A 24,919-nucleotide genomic window follows, 5' to 3' on the forward strand; every position below is an offset into this window, starting at 1 on the left:
TTTAGGGTAACAAAACTGGAAATCATCGGCTCTAATTTTCATTGCAACCTTTCGGAGGTTCACCTCAATCAAATTGACCCTTACAACTTCAAAGAACAGGAGGAAGCTTTCAAGGCGGCGGCTCTATCTGTCGCGGTACTTCTTAATCACAAATTTCTTGAACCCCGCTATCAATACAGCCGCGAACTAGACCCGATTGTCGGCGTATCTTTCACGGGATTGTTCGATTTCTTCGTTCATGCTTTTGGCGTTGAGTGGCTGCGCTGGTGGGTGGAAGGCCGCCCGCAAACTCCCCAAGGAATTGCTTTTAAACAGCGGGAAGAAGAGTATTTGAGTGGTTGGCGCGAGATTGTCGATCGGGTAGTATGGGATTATTGCGATCGCCATTCCTTAAAACGCCCAAATCGCTGCACAACCGTTCAACCATCGGGTACTAAATCTCTGCTGACAGGTGCTTCCCCCGGCTGGCATCCGCCGAAAGCCCAGCGTTTCATTCGCCGAATCACTTTCGGCAAAAACGACCCCGTAGCCCTCGCCTGCATCGACTACGGATACAACGTGATTCCGTCTCAATCTGACAAAGATGAAAACGGCAATTTGCTGAACAATCCCTTCGATGAACGCTGCACAGAATGGCTGGTAGAAATACCTGTTGCGGTAAGTTGGGCTGATTTACCCGGTGCTGATGAAATTGACATTAACAAATTCTCAGCGGCGGCACAAATGGACTTTTATATGCAAGTGCAAAAGTTCTATGTCAGACATAACACTTCGGCCACGATTGAACTGCGCGAAAATGAAGTTGAAAGTTTGGGCACTCGGATTTATGAAGCGATTCGCGATGATGAAGGCTACATTTCCGCAGCGCTTTTAGCTCGGTTTGATGCTCTTGAAACTTTCCCGCGTCTACCCTTTGAACCGATAAGCAAGGAAACTTACACCAAGATGGTGGAAGAGACTTTAGCGCGTCGCCAAATAGATGTTTTTCATGCGGCACTAAGTCGCTATGACTTAGGTGAAATGATGGATTCGGGGCCGGCGGGCTGCGATTCCGATAAGTGTTTGATGCCGGAGACTAAGACTATGTAATAGCGTTGAAAGAAATCCCCCGTTTGGGGGATTTTTTTATGTTTAATACCCAATCCGGGGCGTGAAAACCCTTTTATCATCTCTCAGGCGTAGGGTGCGTCGCCACCGACAATTCTCGCGAATGGCAAGTATTATCGAGCGACGCACCCTACCATACAATAAAGGGGGTATGTTACCCGGATTTAGTATAATTTCAAGTTAACAAAAATCGTAGGGGCGGGTTCACCAACCATAATTGCCTAAAATCAATAATCTCGTAAACCCGCCCCCACCCAACGATCAAGTCGTTCCGTATCAGGCATAATTAATTTGTCTCCTTAACCATAGGAATTCTGAAATCGGTGCAGTGAATGAGTAGTGTGGGGGAAAAACTCAAACAGCGACGCCAATCGCTGTCTTTGACACAGCAGCAAGTTGCTGATGAATTGGGCGTGACTGTAACCACTGTGAAAAATTGGGAAGCGGGCAGACATATTCCAAAACTCTATCTCGAACAGACGAAAGCATTGTGCGACCTCCTGAAGCTGTCCTTAGACGATTTGGTAAATTAAATATTTGTATGGTGCGTCGCTACGAGATTTTCAAGGCGAACCGCAGATTATAGACAGCGACGCACCCTACGGTATCTATATCCGTTGATTATTCGGCGGTTGAAACCGCGTCTTGTCAAACGAAGTCCACCTGCGCGGACTAAGAAATGAGGGGGATATTTAAGCCGCATTTGGTTATCGTAGAGTAAAGTTGTGCTGAATTCAAAGGCAGAGGCTAAGGTTCAATGTCAAACCATCAAAAGGAACCTAGAGAATACGATGCCGTCCTCGGCGGCCAAAGTTCAATTCCTGTCAATGCTGCGGTACTCGGAGGCATCCCAGGCGTTAAAAGCCGCTTAGCTTCGCCCGCTGTCGAAGTTAGAATCGCCGCACTCTCTGAAGCGCTGAAATATGGAGAAGCTGGGTTAGATTTGATAAGAATTCAAGCATTGCGGGATAACTCAATGCAGCTAAAATTAGCTGCCTATGCACTGCTGAAAGATAGGGATGACTTAAAGATAAAACCGCAGTTCCAAGACTATCTCCCCACATTTGAATTTGATGTCATCACAGTAGATTCGTATGGGAGAGAAAATAGCCGCACTAAGTCATTTGCTCACTTTTTTCCTGAAGACTTAGGTAACTCAATTGTACTAGAAATGGTTTACATTTCCGGCGGCACATTTATGATGGGTTGCCCCAACGACGAAGAGGGAGTAAATTATCAGCAAAGTCACCAGCATCAAGTCACAGTACCCACTTTTTATGCAGGCAAATACCCCATCACCCAAGCACAGTGGCAAGCAGTGATGGGAAACCACCCATCCCGTTTCCAAGGTGAAAAACGTCCTGTAGAAAATGTATCGTGGGATGATGCCGTAGAATTCTGTGGCAAACTCTCGCTACAAACCGGGAAAAAATATCGCCTATTGAGTGAAGCAGAATGGGAATACGCCTGTCGTGCGGGTACAACAACCCCATTTCATTTTGGGGAAACCATTACCCCGGAATTAGTCAACTATAAGGGATACGGGCGCTACGCAAACGCCCCCACAGGACTTTCCCGTGAACAAACAACCGATGTCGGGAGTTTTCCCCCCAATGCTTTTGGACTGTGCGATATGCACGGCAATGTTTTGGAGTGGTGCAGCGATACGTGGCACGAAGACTGGAACGGTGCACCAACTGACGGAAGTTCCTGGGAAACTGGCAGAAGGGATGTTCGAGTCCTGCGTGGCGGTTCCTGGTTCGATACTGCGCTTACTTGCCGCAGTGCCTATCGTGTCAGGGTTTGTGTGGGCCATCGCTTCCAGCTCATAGGTTTTCGCGTGGCTCTGGTTTTCGCGTAATCTCCGTAGCTAGATGACCTACTTATTTAATAATATCTTTTCTCTTTTGCAGCAGCAAAGTTACGCTTAAATAAACTGCTGCGTGCAATCCTAAAATTCCCCAATTCAAAGCCAAGTTTTGCCAAGTTGGTTGGTAGACTGCACTCTTATCGAATAAGTGCGGTAAGATTGTACGATCGCACAATCTTACCGCACTTTTCTCAACCGTTCACATAATAATCCCGCGTTCCCTTCGCATTCATCGCTTCTCCGAGTCGATTTAACCCGTACACGTAAGCCGCAGTTCTCATGGAAACTGACAATTCCTGAGATTTTTTCCAAATTGCCTCAGTCTCCTCGACCATTTTATGCTTCAACCGCTGATTGACTTCCTCCAGCGTCCAATAAAGCCCGCTGCGATTTTGCACCCACTCAAAATAACTAACCGTTACGCCTCCCGCATTGACTAAAATATCAGGGATTACTTGAATTCCCCTCGCTTCTAAAATCAAATCAGCAGCCGAATCAATCGGCCCGTTAGCTACTTCAAAAATAAACTTAGCCTTAACATCATTAACATTGGCTTCCGTTATTTGATTCTCCAAAGCTGCTGGAACCAGCACGTCTACATCTAATGCTAAAAGCTGTTCATTTGTCAAGATTTCGTGTTCTATAATATTGCAAACTGAACCTTCGCAGTAAAGAGCTTTGATACCTTTGTTAGAGTCTTTAAAACCTCTAATACTGGGGATATCGAGCCCTTGTTTAGCATAAATTCCCCCCTGGGAATCGCTGACCGCAACAACTTTGTAACCTGCTTCCCAGAGCAGTTCTGCTATTTCTGCACCGGCATTACCAAAACCTTGTACTGCTACAGTCGTATCTTGAGGATTTAGCTCAAATTTGGGTAGAATAGTTTGTACTACAAAAAACGCACCCATTGCTGTGGCCGTATCTCTGCCCAAACTGCCGCCGATTGTCACTGGTTTACCAGTCACAACCGCTGGAGAAAGCTGCCGCTTAATAATATTGTATTGATCCATCATCCAACCCATAATCATGGGGTTGGTGTAAACATCCGGCGCGGGAATATCGACATCGGGGCCGATGAAATCTGCGATCGCATCGACATAGCCCCGGCTCAACCGTTCCAATTCCAGTTTGGACAATTCCTTGGGATTGAGAGTAATTCCGCCCTTGGCTCCTCCAAAGGGCAAGTTCAAAACTGCACATTTAAAAGTCATCCAAAATGCTAAGGATTGCACTTCATCAAGGGAGACTCCCGGATGATAGCGCACTCCTCCTTTAGACGGGCCTCTGGTATTGTCGTAGCGCACCCGATAACCTTGGAAAATTCGCAGGGAACCGTCGTCCATCCGCACGGGTATCGATACAATTAAACTGGATTTGGGGTGTTTCAGCCGTTCGATCGTATCCTCGGAAAGGGACACATATTTTAAGGCTCGTTCTAATCGGCGGCTGGCATCGGCAAATAATGATTCAGACATAATAAGACTAAGGAAGAGGTTCGAGGGAATAAGGAAAGCACGACACGGATTTTGACACGGATACACGGATTAATTATTTAGTGTCCGTCAGATTTTGAAGTCAGAGGGAAGAAGGAAGAATAGCTGACATCTTAATTTTAAGTATCTCGGCTGAGCTACTGGTTTTCCTATACATTTTAATTTAATCACAATCCAGGTTGAATTCTGTCAACTGTCAACGGTCAACTGTTCACAAACTGCCTTGTGTCGATCGACTTTTCGAGCAGTGCCAAGCAGCGATTAAGCAGATACACTTAGAATAGAGGGTGATATTTAAGCTCAAGCCGCAATTTGAGTTCGATCGCTCAAATCACTGCCAGCCATCAGGGGAATTAAATTCTGAAATAGATCGAGGCTTTAGCTGACGTTAGAAACTGAATTATTATTATGGTTGGACTCCTAGCCGCCCTATCTGCGTCTGCGGCAGGGGGTATGAGAATTGCCCTGCCCCTGCTGTTAATTGGTTTGTTGCGGATTGACAAACTTTGGTCGGAAATACCTCTATTGTCGGGGGTTCCCCCCCAAGTGGCTATCACCATCTTGGTGAGTTGGTCGCTGTTAGAGTTATTTGCTTCTAAAACCTTTGTGGGACAGCGGGTACTGCAAATTGTGCAAATTATTTTCAGCCCCATTGTAGGAGCAATTATGGGAATTACGATCGCTCAGGTAAGTTCGATCGAGGAAATTATTGCTCACCCTTGGATGCTTTGGATAATTGGTATTGTCGGAGGTTTGTTGGCTTTAGTGCTGCAACTGGTACAAGCAGGATGGTTTTACCGGCTGCAGGGTTTGCCGATTTGGGTGATTTTCCTCCAAGATGTTCTGTGCATTTCCTTGGTTTTGTTTGCCTTTGACGCCCCGCGGCAGGGAGGATTAGTGGCTATGATCCTGCTGTGGCTGGCAATTCGCAGTTCTAAAGAGTGGTATCGATGGTACCGAAGTCAGGGAATACCGGGCGATCGGCGAAATCCCCGCCGCAGCAAGCGCGATCCTGATTAGTTAGTGATTAGTTATTGGTGATTAGTTATTGGTGATTAGTCATATCGCTTACGGTTGTTTCGGAATGATTTAACCGCAGAGGGCGCAGAGGGCGCAGAGGAAGAGAAGAGAGAGATGAATAATTCCGATACCAACGGATTTTATATCATTAGTCATTTTTAACAACAGTGAACAGTCAACAGTCAACTGTCAACAGTCAACTGTCAATTTAAACTGATATCTTGTACCATTCTCGCTTAACAGGCAAGATGCCTGTTCCACAATAAAATTCACTCTTTGTGGAACAGGCATCTTGCCTGTTCATAAAAAGCTTATTGAGAATGGTGCAACATTTGAGTTTAAAGCAATCCGATCGAGTGTAGCGGGCCCTGACCCGTAATTAACTCTAGCAATAGTGCCACAAAACCAATCATCGCCACACGACCGTTCCAGACTTCCGCCCCCGTGGTCAAGCCCCACTCCCACTGCTCTTGAGGGTACATTTTCACTTTTTTGGAAGGGCGTATCACATCAGAGAATTTAACGCTGGGAGATTCGATCGACTCGATGACTAAATCAGCCAAGGCTTCAATAAACACCGGATGAGTATTCAGGGCGGGCACTCGGTAGAAATTTTCAATCCCCGATTCTTCGGCTAATTCTCGATACTCCATGTCAATTTCTTGTAGAGTCTCGATGTGTTCGGAAACAAAACTAATCGGAACTACCAACAAATCTTGGACTCCATTTTCTGCCAATTCGGTAATGGCGTCTTCGGTGTAAGGCTTGAGCCATTCCACCGGGCCAACCCGACTTTGATAAGCTAGAGTGTGTTCGTTCGATCGATCTAAATGTTCCATAATCAGACGAGTGCAATCTTCAATCTCGCGCTGATAGGGGTCTCCAGCCTCTTCTACGTAGCTGAGGGGGACGCCGTGGGCGCTGAAAAAGATGTGAACTCGATCGGGATTCGGATTGTGGTCTAGTTGTTGGGCTATCAATTCCGACATTGCCTGAATGTAACCAGGCCGCTGATACCAAGAAGGAATCGCGGTATATTGTATATCCTTGAGGGCAGGATCTTTGCCCCACATTTCTTCTAACTGCCGGAAGCTAGAACCGCTGGTGCTGATGGAAAATTGAGGATACAGCGGCAATATTGTCAAATGTTCAATGCGATCTCGCTTAATTTTGGCGATCGCTTCTTCGGTAAAAGGATGCCAGTAGCGCATCCCCACGTATACTCGAGCATCTTGTCCCTTTTCTTGCAAGAGTTCTTGCAGGGCTAGGGCTTGTTCCTCGGTAATTCGCCGCAAAGGAGAGCCGCCACCGATTTGGCGGTAGTTTTCCTGGGATTTTTGAAAGCGCAGGGTCGAAATTAACCAGGCGAGCGGTTTTTGCATCCACGGAAACGGAATGCGAATGATTTCCGGGTCAGCAAACAAGTTGAACAGGAAAGGACGGACATCCTCGATTTGATCTGGCCCGCCCAAGTTTAATAGCAATACTCCCACACGACCCATAGCGGTTACAGCTCTCCCATCGTCTCAGTTCTGTTACTTATCTTTATCATATGACACTCCTCGACTATCAGGCGCGAGGATTCTTGGATCAATGACTGACCTTACTATTCACTATCCTTACGGCAATGCTTAAACCTTTCAACCGTGGTCTACCACCAATTGACGAGCTTAACTTAGTGAATCCCAGAGGGTCTATCTCCCCAAGCGTACTAGGATACGAACCTAGAGTTCAGGCGTGCCCCGCCTTACTTGAACCGTCAACAAAGTGTTTCGTTCTCTGGATATTGGGATGTTATTTTTAAATCCCTAGCTGTATAGCGAGTTTTCGCTGCTCTTTGCCCCTAAATTTATGCCTGAAAGTGTGTCTTAACTGTTTCACGATGGCAAAGGAGTTTCACCTTGGCAACTTAATTCTAACCTGACTTAGGATTGTTTTGTCAAACATTTCACGTTTATCCAATAGAAAGCCGTCCTATAAGGACGGGGTTTTAAACCCAGTTTTTTGATAATATCTTAAGTCGATAGCAAGGTATACATAATTTTGACTGTGGCAACAATTTTTAGAGATTTAAGTTATCGGTATCAGTGTCTCTAGGATTGCGATCGCACCTCTGGCTGCTTTGAGCGTAGGCGGCCATCCTCGTTTCGGTCAACTAGCCTGGGAAAATTTCACCGTCAGCGCCGAAACTCAAGTTTTAGACGGTTGCTGCGGTAGCGGTCAAACTAAGCAATTTCTGGTGCAATATTTCCCGGATGTCACAGGACTTGACGCTTCGCAGCGATTGCTGGAACTGGCCAGGAAAAATGTACTATCAGCCAATTATGTAGAGGCTTTTGCTGAGTCGATGCCTTTTCCCGACTGTCAGTTTGACACGAGTACACAGCAGGGTTGCTATGCAAGAAATGTGATCGGCCCAATTGCCAAAAATATTTCACGAATTATACCGCGTGCTTAAGCCCGGTGGTCTATTCATTTTGGTAGATTTTCATCTACCCACCAATCTGGTTTTTTGGGCAGGGTTGGCTGTATTTTTGTTGTTATTGGAGACTGAAACTGCTTGAAAGTCGCTCGAAACTGACTGGGGAGTTTGTTGGCAGAGGTAGAATGGCGATCGTACAATTCCGAAGGAACTCCACAACCAAAACTTTATGCTGACGGCAGCATTCAAGTAATCCAAGTTCAAAAGTCAGTTGACAGTTGTCAGTTGACAGTTGTCATTAGTGCGCGGGGAAGAAACCGGGTTTCTACGAATTTTGGGTTGAGTGACGATAAATATCGGGAGAAACCCGGTTTCTGAGGTCGGCGCGCGCATCTTACTATACTTGTCAACTAATGACTAATGACTAATGACTAATGACTAATGACTAAACAAACTTTTTCGCTTCTGCCAAAGCTGCCTCAAACTTGAGCAATACATCCTTTTCGGTGTGAATAGCTTTCTCTTGTTCCAGCAGCGGGCGACCAAAGCGAAAAATGCCGTCCTGTTCTACGTGGTCTACATAAGGCAGCGTTTCTGGATGCGGCAAAAATTTTCTGCCGATTGGGTACGGCGTGTGGAAAGAAAAACTAAAATCGGGAAACTTGTCGCTTTTGATTTCGAGATAGTAAAGCGAGTAATAATCTTTGATGTCGGAGTACACGCATTCGCGGCACTTATTTACAAGTTTGCGGTTCTGATAGAAAAAATCCCACTTATCCCAAAAGTAGCCATCTTTCATCATTTCCTGGTGGTCGTCGCACAGTTCGAGATATAATTTGTCAGAATCCGCCGGACGGTAGAAGTAAAGCATGGCGTAGGGCATTTCAATCAGTAACTTGACTGCTTGATTTTTTCGCTGATACCATTCCTGCTGGTGAGTTTCGTAGACTTCCTTATATTTATTAATGGCTTTAAAGCTGTTGAGCTGATTTTCTTTTGCCCAGCGCGATGCCCAAACTGTCCAGTAAGCTAGCTGGAAGGTTGCTGAAATTTCCGCCGAACCTTGTTCTTTCCAGTCGGCAATGATTTTTTCCCAAGCTGAACTAAAAGCTAGTCGTGATTGTTCGTTTTCTTCAGGCTTTTCTGTATTGATTGGGGTGGGTATTTGGTGATTATTTTTAATGAGCCCTTTGGGTTCTTTGCGCCAATTATTAATATCGGTTGGCGTTAGACTTAAGATGAATCTTCTGTCGTGAACGGGATATTCTAGATGGATTCCTGATTTGCGGAAAGAGCGGTATTCTAAAATAGGGAGTTTGTCTTGTTCAATCCACTGCTGGCGTTCTGCTGGCGAACACTTGAGCATTGCTTCTAATTCAGCAGGATCGACGGCTAATTCACTTTTGAAGGTCTCCCAAAATCTTTCTTGTTCGGCGGGATTTGCTTCCAGCAGGGATACAATTCGGTTGACGAGATGATCTGTTTGATCTGGGCAATTTTCGGGAAGTCCTAAGAAGTCGAGGAGTTTGGTCTTGAGTATTCGTCTGGCTGAGATTAGCTCGGCTAACATGAGAAGCTCCAGTAGAGTCATGACTTGCGCCCTTGAACTGGCAAGATTTGCACAAGTCTTATCGGAAAGTTGGGTTTAAAACCCCGTTCTTCTAGAACGGCTTTAATTTCTTAAATCTATTCTAACAATACTCCGGACAGTTTTTGGAACGATACTACAAGCTTACGCGGGGCAAGGATCATAAAAAAGTCGAATTAAATGTAAGTCCGGCGTGGATCTGACATTGATTTAATTATCCATAGTGGCTCAAAGTCTTAGAGCATAAGCCATTGGGCCCTATAAAAACTGTCCGGACTATTGTTCTAAAAAATCAGGGAATTGCTGGTTTTTTGTAGTATACTGCAAAAGTCAAGGTTAAACTCCTTTGCCCTCGTGAAACAGTTAAGACACACTTTTAGGCACAAACTGGGGACACAGAGCGGCGAAAACTCTTAAAACAGCTAGGGGATTAATACATCCTCGTTACCAGAAAACAAAGAACTTTTTCATTTGTTAGGTAGGGTAGGGCATATCCGAACTCTAGGCTCAGTATCCTAGTACGCTTTTGGAGACAGACCCAAAGAGGGTGTTGTGAGTTAAGCTCGTCAATTGGTAGTATTTCCTACGGTTGAAAAGTTTAAGAATTGCCGGGAGGACATGGCGCTTAAAGGTTAGTCGATGAATTAAGAATCCCCACGCCTTTAGGCTGGGGAGTGTCAAATATCTTAATAGATTCTCCTGGGTTGTCGGCAATTGAAATGTCCGCGCGAGCGAAGCTATCCCGATCGCGCCTGCTGGCCCGTTGCGGTAGGGTATCGCCCAACCTCCGCCCCCTCCCTAAGCTAAAATACTCAAAACCAGGGCAAAAGACCGATCGACCTTTTGCCCTTATTGGCTAAAATCGATAATTGCGATCGCGCACCCACAAACTCACAGGCACAGCATGGCCTGTTTTGTCAACCTTTACTTCTACCAAAAAAGATTGTCGCTGGTTCCTTTGAGCTTCGCTAATCTCCTGATTGACTTTTTCCCTTTCACCCTCTGGCATATAATAAGTTTCTAAGCCGTATTCCATCTGGAAACCGTCATATTTGCCCTTAATTGCGATTTGATTGGCGGGCAAATTGGCGGGATTTTCCAGACTAATGCGGACGGGTTTCCAAGCTTGGGGGCGGCCGGGATTAGTCGCCGCTTTTGGCGCTTCTAAGATTACATAAAAACTCGTTTTTGCCTTGACACTCTGCGTATTTTGTGGACAAACAACCCCGGAGGTACAATATATTTTTTCCGCAGGTAAATCTTTCCAGCCGGGGAGTTTTTGGAGATTTGTGCGATCGGAAATATCATAGCTCAAAACTTGGTAATATCCGCGCAAAAAGTCGTAAGGATCTACTGGTGCTGTTTGCAGGACAACTGTTTTGCCAGTAATAAAAGTGTAAACGGCGGTGGCGGGTACGGCGGCAATTAGTCCGATTTGCAGCAGCAAAGGAACCCACAGCCGCCACGCAGGAAGGCGTTTGGCAGCGGGGGGAAGGGTGAATGATGGGGGATTAGGGCTGGTATCTGCTATTTCGGAACTTGGATGTGTTAAATCAGGATTTTCGGTGTTCATATTGGGAATTGGGAATTGGTTCGCAGAATAATATCGTTGAGCTTTGAATCGGCATAATCATCTTCCGAGTGCAGTGCAAGGGGGACGATCGCACTATAGTAGAATGCTCCTATTCATCGGGGATTTTTGCGAAGTGGCGCTCGAACCACAAACCCGCAGCAATTACGCCAATTCCGCACAAAACAAATACAAAAGATTTGAGCAACAATTCTGTGTTATATTCAAACACTCGGCTGATAATTTGCAGGGTGATTAATACCATGCCTCCCCAAAAATTCCGGCGGTTTCCTAAAGCTAAACCTTCTCGGATTAAGCCGACAGCGAGCAAAAATAATAAAACATTGAACAGAAAAGTTGCTAATTGAGGAATGGGGGTAAAACTGAGGTGAAAAAGCGGTATTAAGGCGCTGGCGAGGATTAAAATGCCGATCGCACTTGTGGTCAAATCCACACCATTTTGTTTCGGCCGCCGGAGTTCCAAACGTCCCAAACGCAGCCACTCAAACACCGTGAAACCGCCCAAAACAGCCACATTTGCCAGCAAAACCCAATCCGGCTTAGTTGGCGCAGGATTCGACGAATCTTGCCACAACCAGTGGAAAGAAAGAAAATAAAATAAACTGGCGAGAAACAGCAGTGCTAAACTGCGGGCGGTAGGTTGAAACAGCTTGCTGCGTACCTTCGGCCAGATTGCATCGTCGTATCCCCACAGCAAAGCGGGCGGTAGGGCACAAAAAATTGCAGCAGCCCAGGTTGGATTTAACCCTTGGACTATAGAAACTTGTAGGGAAAAAATTATCGCGATCGCACCTATGGCAAAAATAGCACGCGATCGACACCAATAAGCCAGCGGCACAAACATTATACTGGCTGCGATCGGCATTTGCCGCACCAAAACTTCCAGCCAAGAAAACTCGACTTTGGAAGACCAATCTAACACGGCAAGCCAATAGCCTAAACCGATTAAAAGTGCGGACAAAACGCCCAAGGAAGTCAACCGCAAACTGTAAGCCATTCCGAGCACGCCGATTCCCCAAGTGAGGTAAAGTCCGTAGGAAGAACCGCCAATGTGGAACATTTGCGCCATCAATGCCATATTTGCTCCTAAAATCAGAGCTCCTAACAGCAACAATCCTTCACCTAGGAGTTTGTTTCGCCCTTTTGTTGCGGGCATATTGGGATGGGAGTTTTTGCTTCGGGATGGGGGAATTCGCCACAGATAGAAACCTGCTGCATTGACTGCTACGAAAAGACTTAGCAGCAGTGCCACTCTCACTTCGCGCGACCAAACTTGCCAGTTTGCGGCTACAAAGGTGATGACTCCTATACCGAGGAGAATGCCGCCGAGACTCATCAGAATGCTGAGGAATCGGTTGCGGGAGGCGGTTTCGAGTGTGTTGAATTGGTAGCGTTCCGAAAGTTGTTGGTAGAATGAAGTGTCGATGAGTCCTTCTGCTTGCCAGAGTTTGGCTTGTTCTCGCAACTCGCGCCGAAATTTATCTGAAATCATTTTTAATATTCCAGAGGATTTGAACTGTGATAGTTTTTAATATGTCACTTGTGGGTCGATTGTCGATGGAGGCTGGGACACCTGCTGAACTTGCACAGCAGATTTGATTGATATCCTTCGGCTGTTCAAACCGTTTCTACATAAACAAACTCCCAGCAGAAAGAAACGAATAAATCAAGGAATGTAATATTATGGTACAAGCTCAATCTAAAAAATTAACTTTTGACGAGTACCTTAATTACTCAAATGATACGGGTCAACGCTATGAGTTAATTGATGGGGAGTTAATAGCTTTGCCACCAGAATCTGAACCTAATAATTTCATTGCTAACTATCTATTTTTCTATCTTGCTAGCAGCGGGCTAGTGCCACTCAGGCTGATTAAAACGCATAATTGCGAGGTTCAAGTTGCCGTTTTGCGATCGGGAGATGCGGCCAACCGCTACCCCGATTTGATAATTCTGGAACCTGAACACATTCCGCTGACAGCAATCAGGCTAACTATCACCTTCGATATGCTGCCTCCTCGGTTTGTTGTGGAGGTAGTCAGTCCGGGTAGAGTGGGCAGGGATCGGGATTACGAGCGCAAACGAGCTCAGTACGCAGCGCGGGGCATCGCAGAGTATTGGGTTATCGATCCAATAGAAGAAGTGGTGACGGTTTTGCGGCTTGAGGAGGGGCAATATGTTGAGGTTGGGGTATTTCGGGATGGAGAGGCGATCGTATCTCCGATGTTTCCACAGCTAAGTTTGACGGTTCAACAGATTTTGAGTGGAGAGGTTTAAGGGCGTATCAATAGCTAATTGGTTAGCATTCATCTAACCACCTACCGATTAGTGAAAATCTCCACCCTCAACCTGATTAAGGCTATGTTTCAATCCCTGATAGGGATTTAGGTTGATTGCAACTTGAAGACGCAAAACAAGAGTTAGATATCCTTAAATCTGTTTCAATCCCTGATAGGGATTTAGGTTGATTGCAACCTGTAAGTTTCGCTCTAACAGTTACACAATTTTTAGATAGTGACGTGAGAATATCACCAACCTTACTTTGCTAAATAAATCTAGGCGGGGAAACTTCTATTTCCCCGCCTAAGTCCTGTAAACCCTGCTAGAAGAAATTAAGTTTTAAAAAACTATTGACTCACTGCATTTTCGTGAGCTGTCCAATATTCCTCCATACTACCTTCCGGGCGAACCCGACTCAACCCAGCCCATATTGCAGTATCAGTCACAAAAACTACAGTCCCTTGTTGTAGGCTTAAACATTCACCCGATTTATAAGCTGTTAGAAGTCCCTTAACAAAAGCCTGCGTATCACCATTTACAAGAGTCTCACCTAGAGACTGATAGTAATCCTTATGGACACATCCATAAGCAACTTTCGAGGATACTACCTTCTTCAATCCCTCAGCATTAACCGGACTAACTACAACAAATAGGGTTATAGCCAGCATTACAACGATGAAAACTATCTTTTTCATATTTTTGTTTTTGTTGGGGTAAACAAATAGATATTAACAGCATACACCCTTAAACCCGCCCTTTACATCAACACCCCACACCATAAGTTTCAATCCCTGATAGGGATTTAGGTTGATTGCCACGAGATCGTTAATGGTGTTTTGACTGCAAACTTTGTGTGGTTTCAATCCCTGATAGGGATTTAGGTTGATTGCAACTTACTTTTCCTAGCTTTCTCAACGTTGCTCAAATTGCGGTTTCAATCCCTGATAGGGATTTAGGTTGATTGCAACAAAAATAGTGGCTTAATGGTTTCAATGCTACTTGTTTCAATCCCTGATAGGGATTTAGGTTGATTGCAACTTGATGTATTTAGATTCCCCAAATATGATGGCTATGAGTTTCAATCCCTGATAGGGATTTAGGTTGATTGCAACGAGCGCTTTAGTGTTTCCGAATACGCTTACTTGGTTTCAATCCCTGATAGGGATTTAGGTTGATTGCAACAAGGGACTGGCAAAAGCTAATATTCGTGTTTCAGAAGTGGGTTTCAATCCCTGATAGGGATTTAGGTTGATTGCAACGGCTTCACTGATAGAGGAACTGTAGTTTATCGAGTTTCAATCCCTGATAGGGATTTAGGTTGATTGCAACTATCGAAATTTTCTGCATGATGGTTTTGCGCCATTAGTTTCAATCCCTGATAGGGATTTAGGTTGATTGCAACTCCACGAACTTGAGATTTGGAATTTCAATCAAGTGTTTCAATCCCTGATAGGGATTTAGGTTGATTGCAACGCTATTTGTCCCGGATGATACCCGTAATTGTTGGCGTTTCAATCCCTGATAGGGATTTAGGTTGATTGCAACTTCGATTTTTTTGTACCTGATACTTCTTTGAGAGATGATGTTTCAATCCCTGATAGGGATTTAGGTTGATTGCAACAACTATTTTTTACTACGATACTCGTCAACAAGCTTGTTTCAATCCCTGATAGGGATTTAGGTTGATTGCAACAAATCCTGAAACCCGCCCACGATATCGTGAGTGGTTTCAATCCCTGATAGGGATTTAGGTTGATTGCAACTGTATATCGATTTAATCTAGTTAGTAAATGGCAAGGTTTCAATCCCTGATAGGGATTTAGGTTGATTGCAACGAACTGGTGCGACTAACACCGAGGTTCCAGGGACATTGTTTCAATCCCTGATAGGGATTTAGGTTGATTGCAACTTGGGCGATCGGGTTAGAAACGCCGCGCAAGCCGTGTTGTTTCAATCCCTGATAGGGATTTAGGTTGATTGCAACTTACCCGTAAAGCATTAGCGATAAAATGTGGGTACGTGTTTCAATCCCTGATAGGGATTTAGGTTGATTGCAACTCTAGTGTGTAAGGATCTTGTGGTGTTACGTTTGCCTCTGTTTCAATCCCTGATAGGGATTTAGGTTGATTGCAACCTGCACTAATGGATGCTTTGAATATATTCGCCGGGTTTCAATCCCTGATAGGGATTTAGGTTGATTGCAACAGTGGGTTTCTGAAACTTTTACTGTATTTAGTTTTCAAGGTTCGTTTACGTCTGTACATATTAAAAGTACCATCTCAATACCGACCTGTCAAGAGGCAAAATTTTCAACAAGCCTCAAAACCTTTCACTGCAAGCAATACAGCATTGGCGTCGGATTTTTCATAAAGTGCCTTAAACCCATACTACGCAACTGATACAGCCGAAAAAAATTACCCCCTCAAAAAAACACCTACCCATAGGCGCAAATTTTATCCATCAACCCGATTCAAATTCCAGTCATAGGGCAAAAAAACGATCGCCCATCCATCACCCACAGCAGCCTCCGGCCCCAAATAACCGCCCACATACTCAGCCACCGAACCCGCCGCCTTTACAAAATCCTCGCCGTACCACTTAAAAATCTTGCTCAAATAAAGCGTCTTTTTCTCGGCATCATATCGCACCTTATCAGGATTGTGAATAAAACGGCTGGCATCCGCTTCTAGTTGAGTCCGTACCGACTCCGGGAAATAAGCCCCCCGGCGCAGCAGCGGGCACCCGACAGAAGCGCAAACTAATGCAAAATGGATGCGCGGTTCCGCAAATTCCGGCCGCAAAATTGCGTGTTCGATTTGATTGAGACTGTACTTTTTGCCGCCAATAATCGTATTTGAACGAGTGAAAAAATCCAAAAAACTCAGCCAGTTGGGAATTCCCAAAACTTTCGGACGGATGGACGCGATCGGATATACTTCCAGAACTTGAGAAATTGCGATCGCATTGTACGCATTCAGCCACAACGCCAGCCGCGCATCCGCATCAGTACCATCCGCCAAATCCACATCCGCCAAACTTTCCAGCCACCCCCTCAAAACATCGGCCCCTTCAGCTTTCCAGCCCCGATAATTGACGCGGCCGAAATCGTCAACGTAGCGTTGCAGCAACTCGTCCCAAGTCGTAAAGTCGATCGTAGCGATCATTTATTACTATCCATATGATAAGGCGGGCATTGCTTTAACTTCTGCTTCTATTTAATACTACCCTCAACCCAAATAACACCTGCAACGGTAGCATTTTTTAGATTCGACCCGTTAAACGGACTCTGGATTAAATTAGCTTGAGTAAAATTAGCGCCTTGTAAATTAGCTGGCCGCTAAGAAGCCCCGCTCAAATTTGCCCCCGATAAATTAGCTTCCCTAAAATTTGCTTCTCTCAAATCTGCCCCTTGCAAATTCGCATTTGCTAAACTCGCGTACCGCAGGGGAATGTGGATCAAATCGCCGCCCGGACACTGGTTAGTTTACCGCAACTAATTGACTTGCTGCGGGTTAGGTGCAATCACTGGTGTAGCCAACCCGAAAATCATTCCCGATGAAACTGCTCTCAAAGTTACAGATTTCCTGCTCTTTACCTTCTACAATTTTAAAAGATTCTTAATTTCAATTTCAATGGGGATCGGTTTCTTCCGGCACAACACCAATCCCACTTTGACCTGCAATTTTTTAAATTCCACTTACCTCCATAACACACTATGAGCGATCGAACCAACTTTTTCGATAAACTGTTAGCGGCTGTTGAAAGCAATCAAAGTTTGCTTTATTTAGCCCTCGACCCCGACCCGGAAACCTTGCCCGCCCTGGTTTCCATGACTGGGGAAGAGACTCAAACTTTTGTAACTGATTTGTTGTCAAAGCTGAAAAGTGCGATCGACCAAACAGCCGATTTAATCTGTGCCTGCAAAATCACCCTCGGTTTTTACCAATCTCTCGGTATTCCCGGTTGGGCATTGCTGCAAGAAATTTTAACAATTATTCCCCCTCACCTGCCAGTAATTTTAGATGCCAAACACTGCGATTTAAATACCAGCACAGTGTTTGCCAAAATTGTATTTCAAGACTGGCGAGTTGACGCTATTACTTTAAGTCCCTATCCCGGATTCGACCAAGTAGCGCCATTTTTGTTATACGCTGGAAAAACTGTTTTTGTCCTCTGTGCCACCGCCAACCCGTCAGCGGCGGCTGTGCAAGAATACCCCACGCCAGAAAATCCTTTGTACTTGCAATTAGTCCGACTCTCTCAAACTTGGGGAACTCCCGAAAAACTCGGTTTAGAAGTAGGAATAATGCCGGATATGTTAGCCCGCATCCGCAAAGAGGCTCCTGAACGCCTAATTTTAGTCGAAGGAGACATCGCCGAAGAAAATGACCTCACAGAAGAAAACGACCTCGCACAACTGCTGGCGGCCGGTTTAAGCAAGAATGGTGAAGATTTGCTGCTGCCAGTCCCCCCAAGTTTATTAGCGGGGAAAGAGCCGCGCCGAGAAATTGAGAAATTGCGGGATAGTATTAATAAACAGAGGCTGCGGGCGATCGAAGGTAGTCCCACTTGCGAACTGTGGCTGCCGGATGTTTGCTTTTTGCAACCGGAACCTCACCGCGATTTAATCTTGCAACTTTATGACATCGGCTGCGTAGTTTTTGGCGACCACGTACAAGCATCGGGAGCCGTATTTCCATATTACATCGACTTGCGGAAAATTATCTCAATTCCCCAGATTTTCCATCAAATTGTCAGCGCTTATGCAGACATTCTCAAGGATTTAAAATTCGATCGCATTGCGGGAATTCCCTACGGTTCTTTACCCACAGCAACGGGTTTAGCATTGCGGATGGAACGCCCGATGATTTTCCCGCGCAAGGAGGTGAAAACTTACGGTGCAGGCAAATTGATTGAGGGGCATTTTCAGGCAGGAGAAACGATTGTCGTAGTCGATGATATTTTGATTAGTGGCAAAAGCGTAATGGAAGGCGCGGCTAAGTTAAAATCGGCTGGCTTGAATGTGGAAGATATCGTGGTATTAATCGACCACGAACAGGGAGTCAAAGATAAGATGCAGGCCAACGGTTATCGCGCCCATTCTGTGTTAGCGCTTTCGGAGATAGCTGAAGTTTTGTATCGAGCAAATCGCATTGATACCGAGCAATTCAATCTTTTGAAACCGGAACATTAAATTATAAAATTTCTAGTTACCAGGCTCTGCCTGGTAATTAAGATCCGGAGGCTCTGCCTCCAAAATTCTGTCTCGTTTGCCTTGTTTTAATGGAGGCAGAGCCTCCTGAAAGGCGTTACCAGGCAGAGCCTGGGAACGAGTAAAGGTAAACAAATCAACCTTGCAAAACTTCAATTAAAGCATCGCCCATTGCCCGACAGCCGACGAGTTTCATGCCTTCTGACATGATATCACCAGTGCGATAACCTCGATCCAAAACTTCGACAACTGCTTGCTCAATTTTATTAGCAGCTTCCGGCTGATTTAAGGCGTAGCGCAGCATCATTGCCGCACTCAAAACTTGCGCGATGGGATTGGCTTTATCTTGTCCCGCGATGTCTGGTGCGGAACCGTGCACGGGTTCAAAAACTCCCGGCCCGCTTGCTCCCAAACTAGCAGAAGGCAGCATTCCAATACTACCAGTTAGCATCGCCGCCGCATCGGAAAGAATGTCGCCGAATAAATTGCCCGTGACAATTGTATCGAACTGTTTCGGCCAGCGAATTAACTGCATGGCTGCGTTGTCAACGTAGAGGTGAGAAAGTTCGACATCAGGGTATTCGGAAGAAAGGGCAATAATACGATCGCGCCACAGTTGCGAAACATCCAAAACATTCGCTTTATCAACGGAACACAGCCTTTTTCCCCGCTTCCTGGCAGTCTCAAAAGCGACTCGCCCGATTCTGTCAATTTCCGACTCAGTGTAAGCCATCGTATTGACACCGCGTTTTTCCCCTGTTTCTGTCTCAAAAATACCTTTCGGTTTGCCGAAATAAATGCCGCCTGTGAGTTCGCGGATTACCATAATATCCACGCCTTCGACAACTTCCCGTTTCAAACTAGAAGCATCAACCAATTGCGGTAAAATAGTCGCCGGCCGCAAATTTGCAAACAATCCCAATCCGGCGCGCAGTCCTAATAATCCCGTTTCTGGGCGCTGTTCGCGGGGCAAATTATCCCACTTGTAACCGCCAATAGCTGCCAACAATACTGCATCGCAGTTGCGGCATTTTAAGAGTGTTTCTTCTGGCAGCGGATTGCCTGTTGCATCAATAGCAGCGCCGCCCATTAAAGCTTCTTGAAATTCAAAGCCGATGTCCAATTGTTGACCGACAAGTTTCAGGACATCTACCGCCACAGCGATAATTTCAGGGCCGATGCCGTCTCCTGGTAAAAGAGTGATGCGGTAGTTTTGAGTCATATCGATTTTGGAGTTTTGATTTGAGATTTGAGATTGAGAGTTAATGGGAATTCTTTGGAAATGCAAGACATTCTCACAAGGTTATAATCATATCAGGATAAGCAACCTCAGAATTCATTATGACATTCCCGACTTACCCGCCTGCTCAAGCTGAACCGCCTTTAGACCCCCGGCAGAGTTTGCCAACAATGTATGATTTACCCAGCGAAGACCCAAAGGAGCCCGGTTTGCCAGATACATTTCATTTAGATCAGCCGCAACTCTTGGAATTCACGTTTTTGCCGCCGGGATGGGATGCCGAACAAGTCTTTACAGCCAGCGACCTAAATTTGTATTACGATGCAACACAACCGCGCTGGCATAAACGGCCGGATTGGTTTGCTGCGGTGGGTGTGCCAAGGCTTTATCAAGGGCGCGATATGCGTTTGAGTTATGTAGTTTGGCAAGAACGGGTAAATCCGTTTGTGGTGGTGGAATTGCTATCGCCGGGAACTGAAGATGAAGATTTAGGGCGGACTGTTCAGCAAGCTGGGGAAGCGCCGACTAAGTGGCAAGTTTATGAACAAATTTTGCGGATTCCTTACTATTTTGTGTTCAGTCGCTACACGGATGAATTGCGAGCTTTTCATCTTGTAGGAGGCCACTATGAACCGGCCGAATTAATTGATGGGCGGTTATTTATTCCTGAGTTGCAGTTGAGTTTAGGTTGGTGGCAAGGCACTTATAAGAGTATGAATCGGTTGTGGTTGCGGTGGTTTACGGCCCAAGGAGGGTTGATTTTGAGTCCGGGTGAAAGGGCGACGGCGGCGGAACGGCAACTGATAGAAGCTCAACAGCAAGTTCTAGAATCTCAACAGCAACTGACAGAATCTCAACAGCAACTGACAGAATCTCAACAGCGAGAGGAAAGACTAGCGGCGCGGTTGCGGGAGTTAGGCATCGATCCTGAACAGTTGGTGTGAAATACCCAAACTAAACGGAGTACCGTTATAGTTCGGGCTTCGTGTCTCATTTGCCATTGCTCTGTTGGGAATACCCGTTACCGAGTATTCGTCACTGAAGACGATCCGAGTCTTACACAGCATCTCTGGCTTTGCAGCCTTTATCCCTTCGTAGGGAACCCACGCAGAAGCCCTGTTTCCCAAGGCAAAATTTTTCTTCGTGCAACAAACATGGCTTATTTTTTACAGCAGGGCGTTACCTTACCAACCAGCGGTCTGTTCTTTCCCCCTTTCTCTCGCAGTTATCCTTGGTAAGCATATTACTGCTACTGTGACCTATTGTTTGCAGTCGAGTGGGTGGGTCGCAACCACTTATATCTTACACGTTTCTGTTAGAAAATCCGGGAATTGTCGATCTTTTTCACAGACCTTGCTCGGCTTATATCCCCGCGCTAAACGGAGTACCGTTATAGCGTGGGACTTACGCCGATTGAGTTAATAGTTCTCGCACCCAAGCCTGGTGAAACCCGGTTTCTTCCTTCTATTTCTCGTGGCTGGTCCCGAAACTCGTAGAAACCGGGTTTCTAGCCTCCATCCATAATTCTTGCTTGAGTATTCCAAAAGCCCGATAGCCCATAACGCCTTTTCAACTCCTCGAATCCGCGCAACAGGAGTGAAATAAGATAAAAATAGTTCGATCGCACGCACGTACAAAAAAATCGGCAAGGAGTCGCACCAGTGGCAGAGGGCGAAGGCATACCAACATCAGCACAGATTGATTCTCGGGACTATTCTTGGGCATTTTGGCCAGTTGTCCCCCTCTATCCCTACAGCAAGCGGCGCACCATCCGCAAGGAAATAGTCAAGGACACAATCTGGACTTTTGACCAACTACAAGGCATTTTCTACGTTGTCGTCCCGATTCGGATGACAGTAATTAAACTAGAACCCGAAGGCCTTCTCGTCTACGCCCCCGTTGCACCGACTCCTGAGTGCATCCGCTTGGTAAAGGAGTTAGTAGCGGAGCACGGCGAGGTGAAGTACATCCTGCTGACAACGGTTTCGGGCATCGAGCACAAAGTTTTTGTCGGCCCCTTTGCGAGGAGTTTTCCCAAAGCGCAGGTGTTGGTGGCCCCGCAGCAGTGGAGTTTCCCGGTGAATTTGCCGCTGAGTTGGCTGGGTTTGCCTGCGAAACGCACCTCTGTACTGCCCTTTGACAGCAGCAACACGCCCTTAGCCGATCAATTTGACTGGGCAATTCTCGGCCCGCTGGATCTGGGTTTGGGCAGATTTGCTGAAGTTGCGTTATTTCACAGACGATCGCGCACGCTGATGTTAACAGATTCCATAGTTTCCATTCCCGAAAATCCGCCCGCGATCGTCCAACTCGACTCTTACCCGCTGCTGTTTCACGCCAAAGACAGCGCCTTGGACACGGTGGCAGACACCCACGAAAATCGGCGCAAAGGGTGGCAGAGAATCGCCTTATTTGCCATGTATTTTAGCCCCAGCGTGCTGGAAGTGCCACCGTGGTCACAGGTATTTGCCAGCGCACGCAAAGCGCCAGAACGCTCTAGGAAAGCTTATTTCGGGTTATATCCGTTCAAGTGGAAAAAACATTGGGAGCGATCTTTTGAGGCTTTGCGAGGAGGAGGGCGGTTGTTTGTCGCGCCGATTTTGCAGACTTTGATTCTCAACCGCGCCCCCAGGGAAACTCTCGATTGGGTGGATAAAGTGGCGAGTTGGGACTTTGAAAAAATTGTACCTTGTCACTTCGATGGTGCGATCGACTCCCGGCCGCGTGAATTTCGCCAAGCATTCTCGTTTCTGGAAAAACACTCGCCTGTTAATTCCTTACCCGAAGATGATTTTAAATTGCTCAGGCAGATTGATGCGGGTTTGAATAAAACAGGTTTGGTTCCGCCTGCGAAAGACAAAGTTTAATCGGAAATTTTGCACCATTCTGAATAAGCTGTTTGAGCACAGGCAAGATGCCTGTGCCACAAGAAAATAAAGTATTGTGGAACGGGCATCTTGCCCGTTTGAGCACAGGCAAGATGCCTGTGCCACAAAAAAATAAAGTATTGTGGAACGGGCATCTTGCCCGTTCCGGCTAGAAGCCTACCAAAAAGATTAAACTCTTGACAATTGGTGTCGGTTTATTCATTTATCTCATTAAATTATCAATCAGCTCATCCACCCTCAAAAGTTCTTGAATAATTTGCTCTACCCTCCGCAGTTCATTTATAGGATTTAGGCTTCTAATAGTTTTCGGGGATGTAGCTGAAGTATGTGCCGCCACACCTCTTTCTTCCCCAAACGTATTCATGGTAGCCAGCCAAACAGAATCTAAATCATCGGTATCTATTCCTATTGGCAAAAGCAACGCCAGAAGATTAGCTTCTTTGATGCCATGATTCTGGTCAATACTTCGCTTAAAACTATTAATAGCTAAATCTATTTTTTTGTTGACTTTTATTTTTTCCGGTGGCAAAGCTTTACTTCCCTTAGTTGGAGTCAGTGTATCTGGTGGTGCTTCCATCATTTGACCAGAAAAGCCAAGCAAGCAGATTAAAGTACGGCAACTCTTACCCTGACTATCCCAATTCTTTTTAGCATTAAGGGCTACTTCCCAAACTCTGTCCTCAAAATAAGCCTCAATTTCGGCATGAACTAAAACTCTGTAGGCAAGAGTTAAGGCTAGCTGCAGCTCGGAATATGAACCTAGAGGATTAATCTTAGGAAAAAATTGTTTTTTTAACCTATTTAACTGCTGGGTTAGAGTACGAAATCTAACGGATTTTGGCATACCTCTTAATAACTTACCTCAAACCGTTAAAGATAATATGGTTATCTACGAGTTCAGGTACATTAAACTCTACATCCAAAACCTTTAACAAAGCTTTGCCCCACAGTGAGAGACGAGTATGAGTTTCGCGAATGCTAGTTGTGCTTTTCTCAACAGCTTCTCTGAATTCGCTATTAGATGATGAACATAACTCTTTAAAAGCTTTTTGCACACCCACCGGATTCTTCTCAGCAGCTACTCTAATAACTGGATCTGAAAAATAAAAAACCATTACATCTAAAATAGCTCGATTAAACTTGCCTCGGTAACTATTAGAACTACTCAACCACACGCGAAATATATTTTCTTCTCCAAATATTGTAGTGGTTGTTTGCACTGCCTTTTCAAATTGGCTAACTGTATATCTGACCTCAGTTTCTTTCTCTTTCCAATCCTTGTTGAGCTTTTTGCAAGTCATATCCAGGAACACTTTAAGATTACCGCGATAATCGGATAAAAAATGATGGAATCCTACATATCGCAGTAATAATTCGACATCGCGCATCCGAGGATCGGGATTTTGGGATTTAAGTATTTTTCTTAAAGCCTGATTTTTAATTGATTCGTCATCTAAAAAATTGATGAAATCACCTGGATGCAATGCTTGCCTGAGTTCTTGTGGAGATAGCGGAGTATTTTCTAAATTCAGACGGAGAAAAATTTTGTAGAGTAAACTTTCTGTATGCCAATTCCTAATCAATGTAGTACGAAGAGTTTGATTATCGAGTGCATCAAGTACAGAACTATGGAGAAGATCGTTTTTTAGAGCCTCATGCGTACAACCATTGAGTTCAGGTCTAAATTCTAAGTTTTTCAAAGCAAAACTATCGTTGGGAGTTTCGCTCCTTCCATAAAATTGCAGAATCGTAAGCAAGCGTTGCTTGCCGTCAAGAACTACAAATTTTCCGCGTTTTTTATCTTGAGAAGCCAAAACTATATCTGGAATGGGAAATCCTAGAAAAATAGATTCAATAAACCTGCTTTTGCGAGTTATATCCCAAGCATCTCGTCTTTGAAATCTTGGATTAAGTTGAATATTGTCACGAACAAGTTGATCGAGTATGGTGGCTGTCGTCCAGTCATTTCCAGCTACAATTATTTCGGAAATTTCGTCTAATACTGATTTGGGATTACCATTAGATTCAAGCTCATAATCTAGAGCTTCATCTTCCTCATCAAAGCTTACTTCTTCTTGTTTTTCTAAGAGGTTTAGTTCCGGCATGACCGCGCTCTACTATTGGCTAAGTTTAATTTGGATACAGATACCTAAGTATAGCAGAAGTCAGAAGCCTTAAGTTATCATAGCAGTAACTAATTTATCG

General features: G+C 45.3%; 23 protein-coding genes, 1 pseudogene and 1 CRISPR repeat array. Of the genes and pseudogenes, 11 read left to right on the forward strand and 13 right to left on the reverse strand.

Annotated features, from left to right (window positions below; genetic code table 11):
• Positions 1-24: 24 nt before the first annotated feature.
• From nrdJ to QUA00_RS04315, 3 genes are all read left to right on the forward strand, one after another.
• A complete protein-coding gene (gene nrdJ / locus QUA00_RS04305; protein WP_333408855.1) occupies positions 25-1,089 on the forward strand; it encodes a ribonucleoside-triphosphate reductase, adenosylcobalamin-dependent in 1,065 nt (354 codons plus the stop codon).
• A gap of 350 nt (positions 1,090-1,439) precedes the next feature.
• The gene (locus QUA00_RS04310) at positions 1,440-1,640 is read left to right on the forward strand and encodes a helix-turn-helix transcriptional regulator (RefSeq protein ID WP_333142523.1); all 201 of its coding nucleotides are present in this window, start codon (positions 1,440-1,442) and stop codon (positions 1,638-1,640) included.
• 224 nt (positions 1,641-1,864) lie between these two features.
• Positions 1,865-2,968 (forward strand): formylglycine-generating enzyme family protein, encoded by a 1,104-nt coding sequence (locus QUA00_RS04315; protein WP_333408801.1) that lies wholly within the window; start codon positions 1,865-1,867, stop codon positions 2,966-2,968.
• A 22-nt stretch (positions 2,969-2,990) separates the two neighbouring features.
• On the opposite strand, the gene QUA00_RS04320 is transcribed toward QUA00_RS04315, so the two are convergent.
• Both QUA00_RS04320 and QUA00_RS04325 read right to left on the reverse strand, forming a co-directional pair.
• Positions 2,991-3,152, reverse strand: coding sequence for a hypothetical protein (locus QUA00_RS04320; protein ID WP_333142525.1), 162 nt, complete (start codon positions 3,150-3,152; stop codon positions 2,991-2,993).
• A 16-nt stretch (positions 3,153-3,168) separates the two neighbouring features.
• The gene (locus QUA00_RS04325; RefSeq protein WP_333287251.1) at positions 3,169-4,455 is read right to left on the reverse strand and encodes a Glu/Leu/Phe/Val dehydrogenase; all 1,287 of its coding nucleotides are present in this window, start codon (positions 4,453-4,455) and stop codon (positions 3,169-3,171) included.
• A gap of 426 nt (positions 4,456-4,881) precedes the next feature.
• Here QUA00_RS04325 and QUA00_RS04330 point away from each other — a divergent pair, with 426 nt between their 5' ends.
• A complete protein-coding gene (locus tag QUA00_RS04330) occupies positions 4,882-5,493 on the forward strand; it encodes a DUF4126 domain-containing protein (protein ID WP_333287249.1) in 612 nt (203 codons plus the stop codon).
• A gap of 338 nt (positions 5,494-5,831) precedes the next feature.
• Here the strand turns inward: QUA00_RS04330 and hemH are convergent, their stop codons facing one another.
• Positions 5,832-6,995 (reverse strand): ferrochelatase, encoded by a 1,164-nt coding sequence (gene hemH, locus QUA00_RS04335; RefSeq protein WP_333142528.1) that lies wholly within the window; start codon positions 6,993-6,995, stop codon positions 5,832-5,834.
• A gap of 620 nt (positions 6,996-7,615) precedes the next feature.
• On the opposite strand from hemH, the gene QUA00_RS04340 reads away from it, so the two are divergent.
• Both QUA00_RS04340 and QUA00_RS04345 read left to right on the forward strand, forming a co-directional pair.
• Positions 7,616-7,951, forward strand: coding sequence for a class I SAM-dependent methyltransferase (locus QUA00_RS04340; protein ID WP_333408802.1), 336 nt, complete (start codon positions 7,616-7,618; stop codon positions 7,949-7,951).
• A 135-nt stretch (positions 7,952-8,086) separates the two neighbouring features.
• Complete coding sequence (locus QUA00_RS04345; RefSeq protein WP_333142530.1) at positions 8,087-8,293, forward strand: hypothetical protein; 207 nt, start codon at positions 8,087-8,089, stop codon at positions 8,291-8,293.
• A gap of 67 nt (positions 8,294-8,360) precedes the next feature.
• On the opposite strand, the gene QUA00_RS04350 is transcribed toward QUA00_RS04345, so the two are convergent.
• From QUA00_RS04350 to QUA00_RS04360, 3 genes are all read right to left on the reverse strand, one after another.
• Positions 8,361-9,506 carry a hypothetical protein gene (locus QUA00_RS04350; RefSeq protein WP_333408803.1) on the reverse strand — a complete coding sequence of 382 codons (1,146 nt, stop codon included), beginning with the start codon at positions 9,504-9,506 and terminating at the stop codon, positions 8,361-8,363.
• Between the two features lie 853 nt (positions 9,507-10,359).
• Positions 10,360-11,076 carry a GDYXXLXY domain-containing protein gene (locus tag QUA00_RS04355; protein ID WP_333408804.1) on the reverse strand — a complete coding sequence of 239 codons (717 nt, stop codon included), beginning with the start codon at positions 11,074-11,076 and terminating at the stop codon, positions 10,360-10,362.
• A 109-nt stretch (positions 11,077-11,185) separates the two neighbouring features.
• Positions 11,186-12,586 (reverse strand): DUF2157 domain-containing protein, encoded by a 1,401-nt coding sequence (locus tag QUA00_RS04360; protein ID WP_333408805.1) that lies wholly within the window; start codon positions 12,584-12,586, stop codon positions 11,186-11,188.
• Between the two features lie 191 nt (positions 12,587-12,777).
• On the opposite strand from QUA00_RS04360, the gene QUA00_RS04365 reads away from it, so the two are divergent.
• Entirely contained in the window at positions 12,778-13,371 is a 594-nt protein-coding gene (locus QUA00_RS04365; RefSeq protein ID WP_333408806.1) for a Uma2 family endonuclease, read from the forward strand.
• Positions 13,372-13,721: 350 nt separating this feature from the next.
• Here the strand turns inward: QUA00_RS04365 and QUA00_RS04370 are convergent, their stop codons facing one another.
• The 4 genes and pseudogenes from QUA00_RS04370 to QUA00_RS36750 form a co-directional block, all read right to left on the reverse strand.
• Complete coding sequence (locus QUA00_RS04370) at positions 13,722-14,042, reverse strand: hypothetical protein (RefSeq protein ID WP_333408808.1); 321 nt, start codon at positions 14,040-14,042, stop codon at positions 13,722-13,724.
• 113 nt (positions 14,043-14,155) lie between these two features.
• A CRISPR array of direct repeats spans positions 14,156-15,579; the repeat unit is 37 nt; unit sequence GTTTCAATCCCTGATAGGGATTTAGGTTGATTGCAAC.
• Between the two features lie 248 nt (positions 15,580-15,827).
• On the reverse strand, positions 15,828-16,538 hold the full coding sequence (locus QUA00_RS04375; RefSeq protein ID WP_333408809.1) for a DUF547 domain-containing protein: 711 nt from the start codon (positions 16,536-16,538) through the stop codon (positions 15,828-15,830).
• 47 nt (positions 16,539-16,585) lie between these two features.
• Positions 16,586-16,693: pseudogene (locus QUA00_RS36745) on the reverse strand (pentapeptide repeat-containing protein); the annotation flags it as partial.
• A gap of 18 nt (positions 16,694-16,711) precedes the next feature.
• Entirely contained in the window at positions 16,712-16,834 is a 123-nt protein-coding gene (locus QUA00_RS36750) for a pentapeptide repeat-containing protein (protein WP_445305717.1), read from the reverse strand.
• 255 nt (positions 16,835-17,089) lie between these two features.
• Between QUA00_RS36750 and QUA00_RS04380 the strand changes: the two genes are divergently transcribed.
• Complete coding sequence (locus QUA00_RS04380) at positions 17,090-18,568, forward strand: bifunctional orotidine-5'-phosphate decarboxylase/orotate phosphoribosyltransferase (RefSeq protein WP_333408810.1); 1,479 nt, start codon at positions 17,090-17,092, stop codon at positions 18,566-18,568.
• A gap of 154 nt (positions 18,569-18,722) precedes the next feature.
• Here the strand turns inward: QUA00_RS04380 and leuB are convergent, their stop codons facing one another.
• On the reverse strand, positions 18,723-19,808 hold the full coding sequence (gene leuB / locus QUA00_RS04385; protein ID WP_333408811.1) for a 3-isopropylmalate dehydrogenase: 1,086 nt from the start codon (positions 19,806-19,808) through the stop codon (positions 18,723-18,725).
• Positions 19,809-19,927: 119 nt separating this feature from the next.
• Between leuB and QUA00_RS04390 the strand changes: the two genes are divergently transcribed.
• From QUA00_RS04390 to QUA00_RS04400, 3 genes are all read left to right on the forward strand, one after another.
• Entirely contained in the window at positions 19,928-20,770 is an 843-nt protein-coding gene (locus QUA00_RS04390; protein WP_333408813.1) for a Uma2 family endonuclease, read from the forward strand.
• Positions 20,771-21,487: 717 nt separating this feature from the next.
• On the forward strand, positions 21,488-22,693 hold the full coding sequence (locus QUA00_RS04395) for a DUF4336 domain-containing protein (protein ID WP_333408814.1): 1,206 nt from the start codon (positions 21,488-21,490) through the stop codon (positions 22,691-22,693).
• 47 nt (positions 22,694-22,740) lie between these two features.
• Positions 22,741-22,866, forward strand: coding sequence for a hypothetical protein (locus QUA00_RS04400; RefSeq protein ID WP_333145253.1), 126 nt, complete (start codon positions 22,741-22,743; stop codon positions 22,864-22,866).
• 50 nt (positions 22,867-22,916) lie between these two features.
• Here the strand turns inward: QUA00_RS04400 and QUA00_RS04405 are convergent, their stop codons facing one another.
• Both QUA00_RS04405 and QUA00_RS04410 read right to left on the reverse strand, forming a co-directional pair.
• A complete protein-coding gene (locus QUA00_RS04405; protein ID WP_333408815.1) occupies positions 22,917-23,558 on the reverse strand; it encodes a HEPN domain-containing protein in 642 nt (213 codons plus the stop codon).
• A gap of 13 nt (positions 23,559-23,571) precedes the next feature.
• Positions 23,572-24,819: a DUF262 domain-containing protein gene (locus QUA00_RS04410; RefSeq protein ID WP_333408816.1), complete on the reverse strand. Its 1,248-nt coding sequence runs from the start codon at positions 24,817-24,819 to the stop codon at positions 23,572-23,574.
• Between the last annotated feature and the right edge of the window lie 100 nt (positions 24,820-24,919).

Source organism: Microcoleus sp. T2B6, from assembly GCF_036700475.1.
Taxonomy (GTDB): domain Bacteria; phylum Cyanobacteriota; class Cyanobacteriia; order Cyanobacteriales; family Microcoleaceae; genus Microcoleus.

Excerpts from the sequence above, each read along its gene's own strand:
- QUA00_RS04310 (WP_333142523.1), top strand. The coding sequence starts at position 1,440 with ATGAGTAGTGTGGGGGAAAAACTCAAACAGCGACGCCAATCGCTGTCT.
- QUA00_RS04315 (WP_333408801.1), top strand. The coding sequence starts at position 1,865 with ATGTCAAACCATCAAAAGGAACCTAGAGAATACGATGCCGTCCTCGGC.
- QUA00_RS04325 (WP_333287251.1), bottom strand. The coding sequence starts at position 4,455 with ATGTCTGAATCATTATTTGCCGATGCCAGCCGCCGATTAGAACGAGCC.
- QUA00_RS04330 (WP_333287249.1), top strand. The coding sequence starts at position 4,882 with ATGGTTGGACTCCTAGCCGCCCTATCTGCGTCTGCGGCAGGGGGTATG.
- hemH (WP_333142528.1), bottom strand. The coding sequence starts at position 6,995 with ATGGGTCGTGTGGGAGTATTGCTATTAAACTTGGGCGGGCCAGATCAA.
- QUA00_RS04350 (WP_333408803.1), bottom strand. The coding sequence starts at position 9,506 with ATGACTCTACTGGAGCTTCTCATGTTAGCCGAGCTAATCTCAGCCAGA.
- QUA00_RS04355 (WP_333408804.1), bottom strand. The coding sequence starts at position 11,076 with ATGAACACCGAAAATCCTGATTTAACACATCCAAGTTCCGAAATAGCA.
- QUA00_RS04360 (WP_333408805.1), bottom strand. The coding sequence starts at position 12,586 with ATGATTTCAGATAAATTTCGGCGCGAGTTGCGAGAACAAGCCAAACTC.
- QUA00_RS04365 (WP_333408806.1), top strand. The coding sequence starts at position 12,778 with ATGGTACAAGCTCAATCTAAAAAATTAACTTTTGACGAGTACCTTAAT.
- QUA00_RS04370 (WP_333408808.1), bottom strand. The coding sequence starts at position 14,042 with ATGCTGGCTATAACCCTATTTGTTGTAGTTAGTCCGGTTAATGCTGAG.
- QUA00_RS04375 (WP_333408809.1), bottom strand. The coding sequence starts at position 16,538 with ATGATCGCTACGATCGACTTTACGACTTGGGACGAGTTGCTGCAACGC.
- QUA00_RS04380 (WP_333408810.1), top strand. The coding sequence starts at position 17,090 with ATGAGCGATCGAACCAACTTTTTCGATAAACTGTTAGCGGCTGTTGAA.
- leuB (WP_333408811.1), bottom strand. The coding sequence starts at position 19,808 with ATGACTCAAAACTACCGCATCACTCTTTTACCAGGAGACGGCATCGGC.
- QUA00_RS04390 (WP_333408813.1), top strand. The coding sequence starts at position 19,928 with ATGACATTCCCGACTTACCCGCCTGCTCAAGCTGAACCGCCTTTAGAC.
- QUA00_RS04400 (WP_333145253.1), top strand. The coding sequence starts at position 22,741 with ATGCCTGTGCCACAAGAAAATAAAGTATTGTGGAACGGGCATCTTGCC.
- QUA00_RS04405 (WP_333408815.1), bottom strand. The coding sequence starts at position 23,558 with ATGCCAAAATCCGTTAGATTTCGTACTCTAACCCAGCAGTTAAATAGG.
- QUA00_RS04410 (WP_333408816.1), bottom strand. The coding sequence starts at position 24,819 with ATGCCGGAACTAAACCTCTTAGAAAAACAAGAAGAAGTAAGCTTTGAT.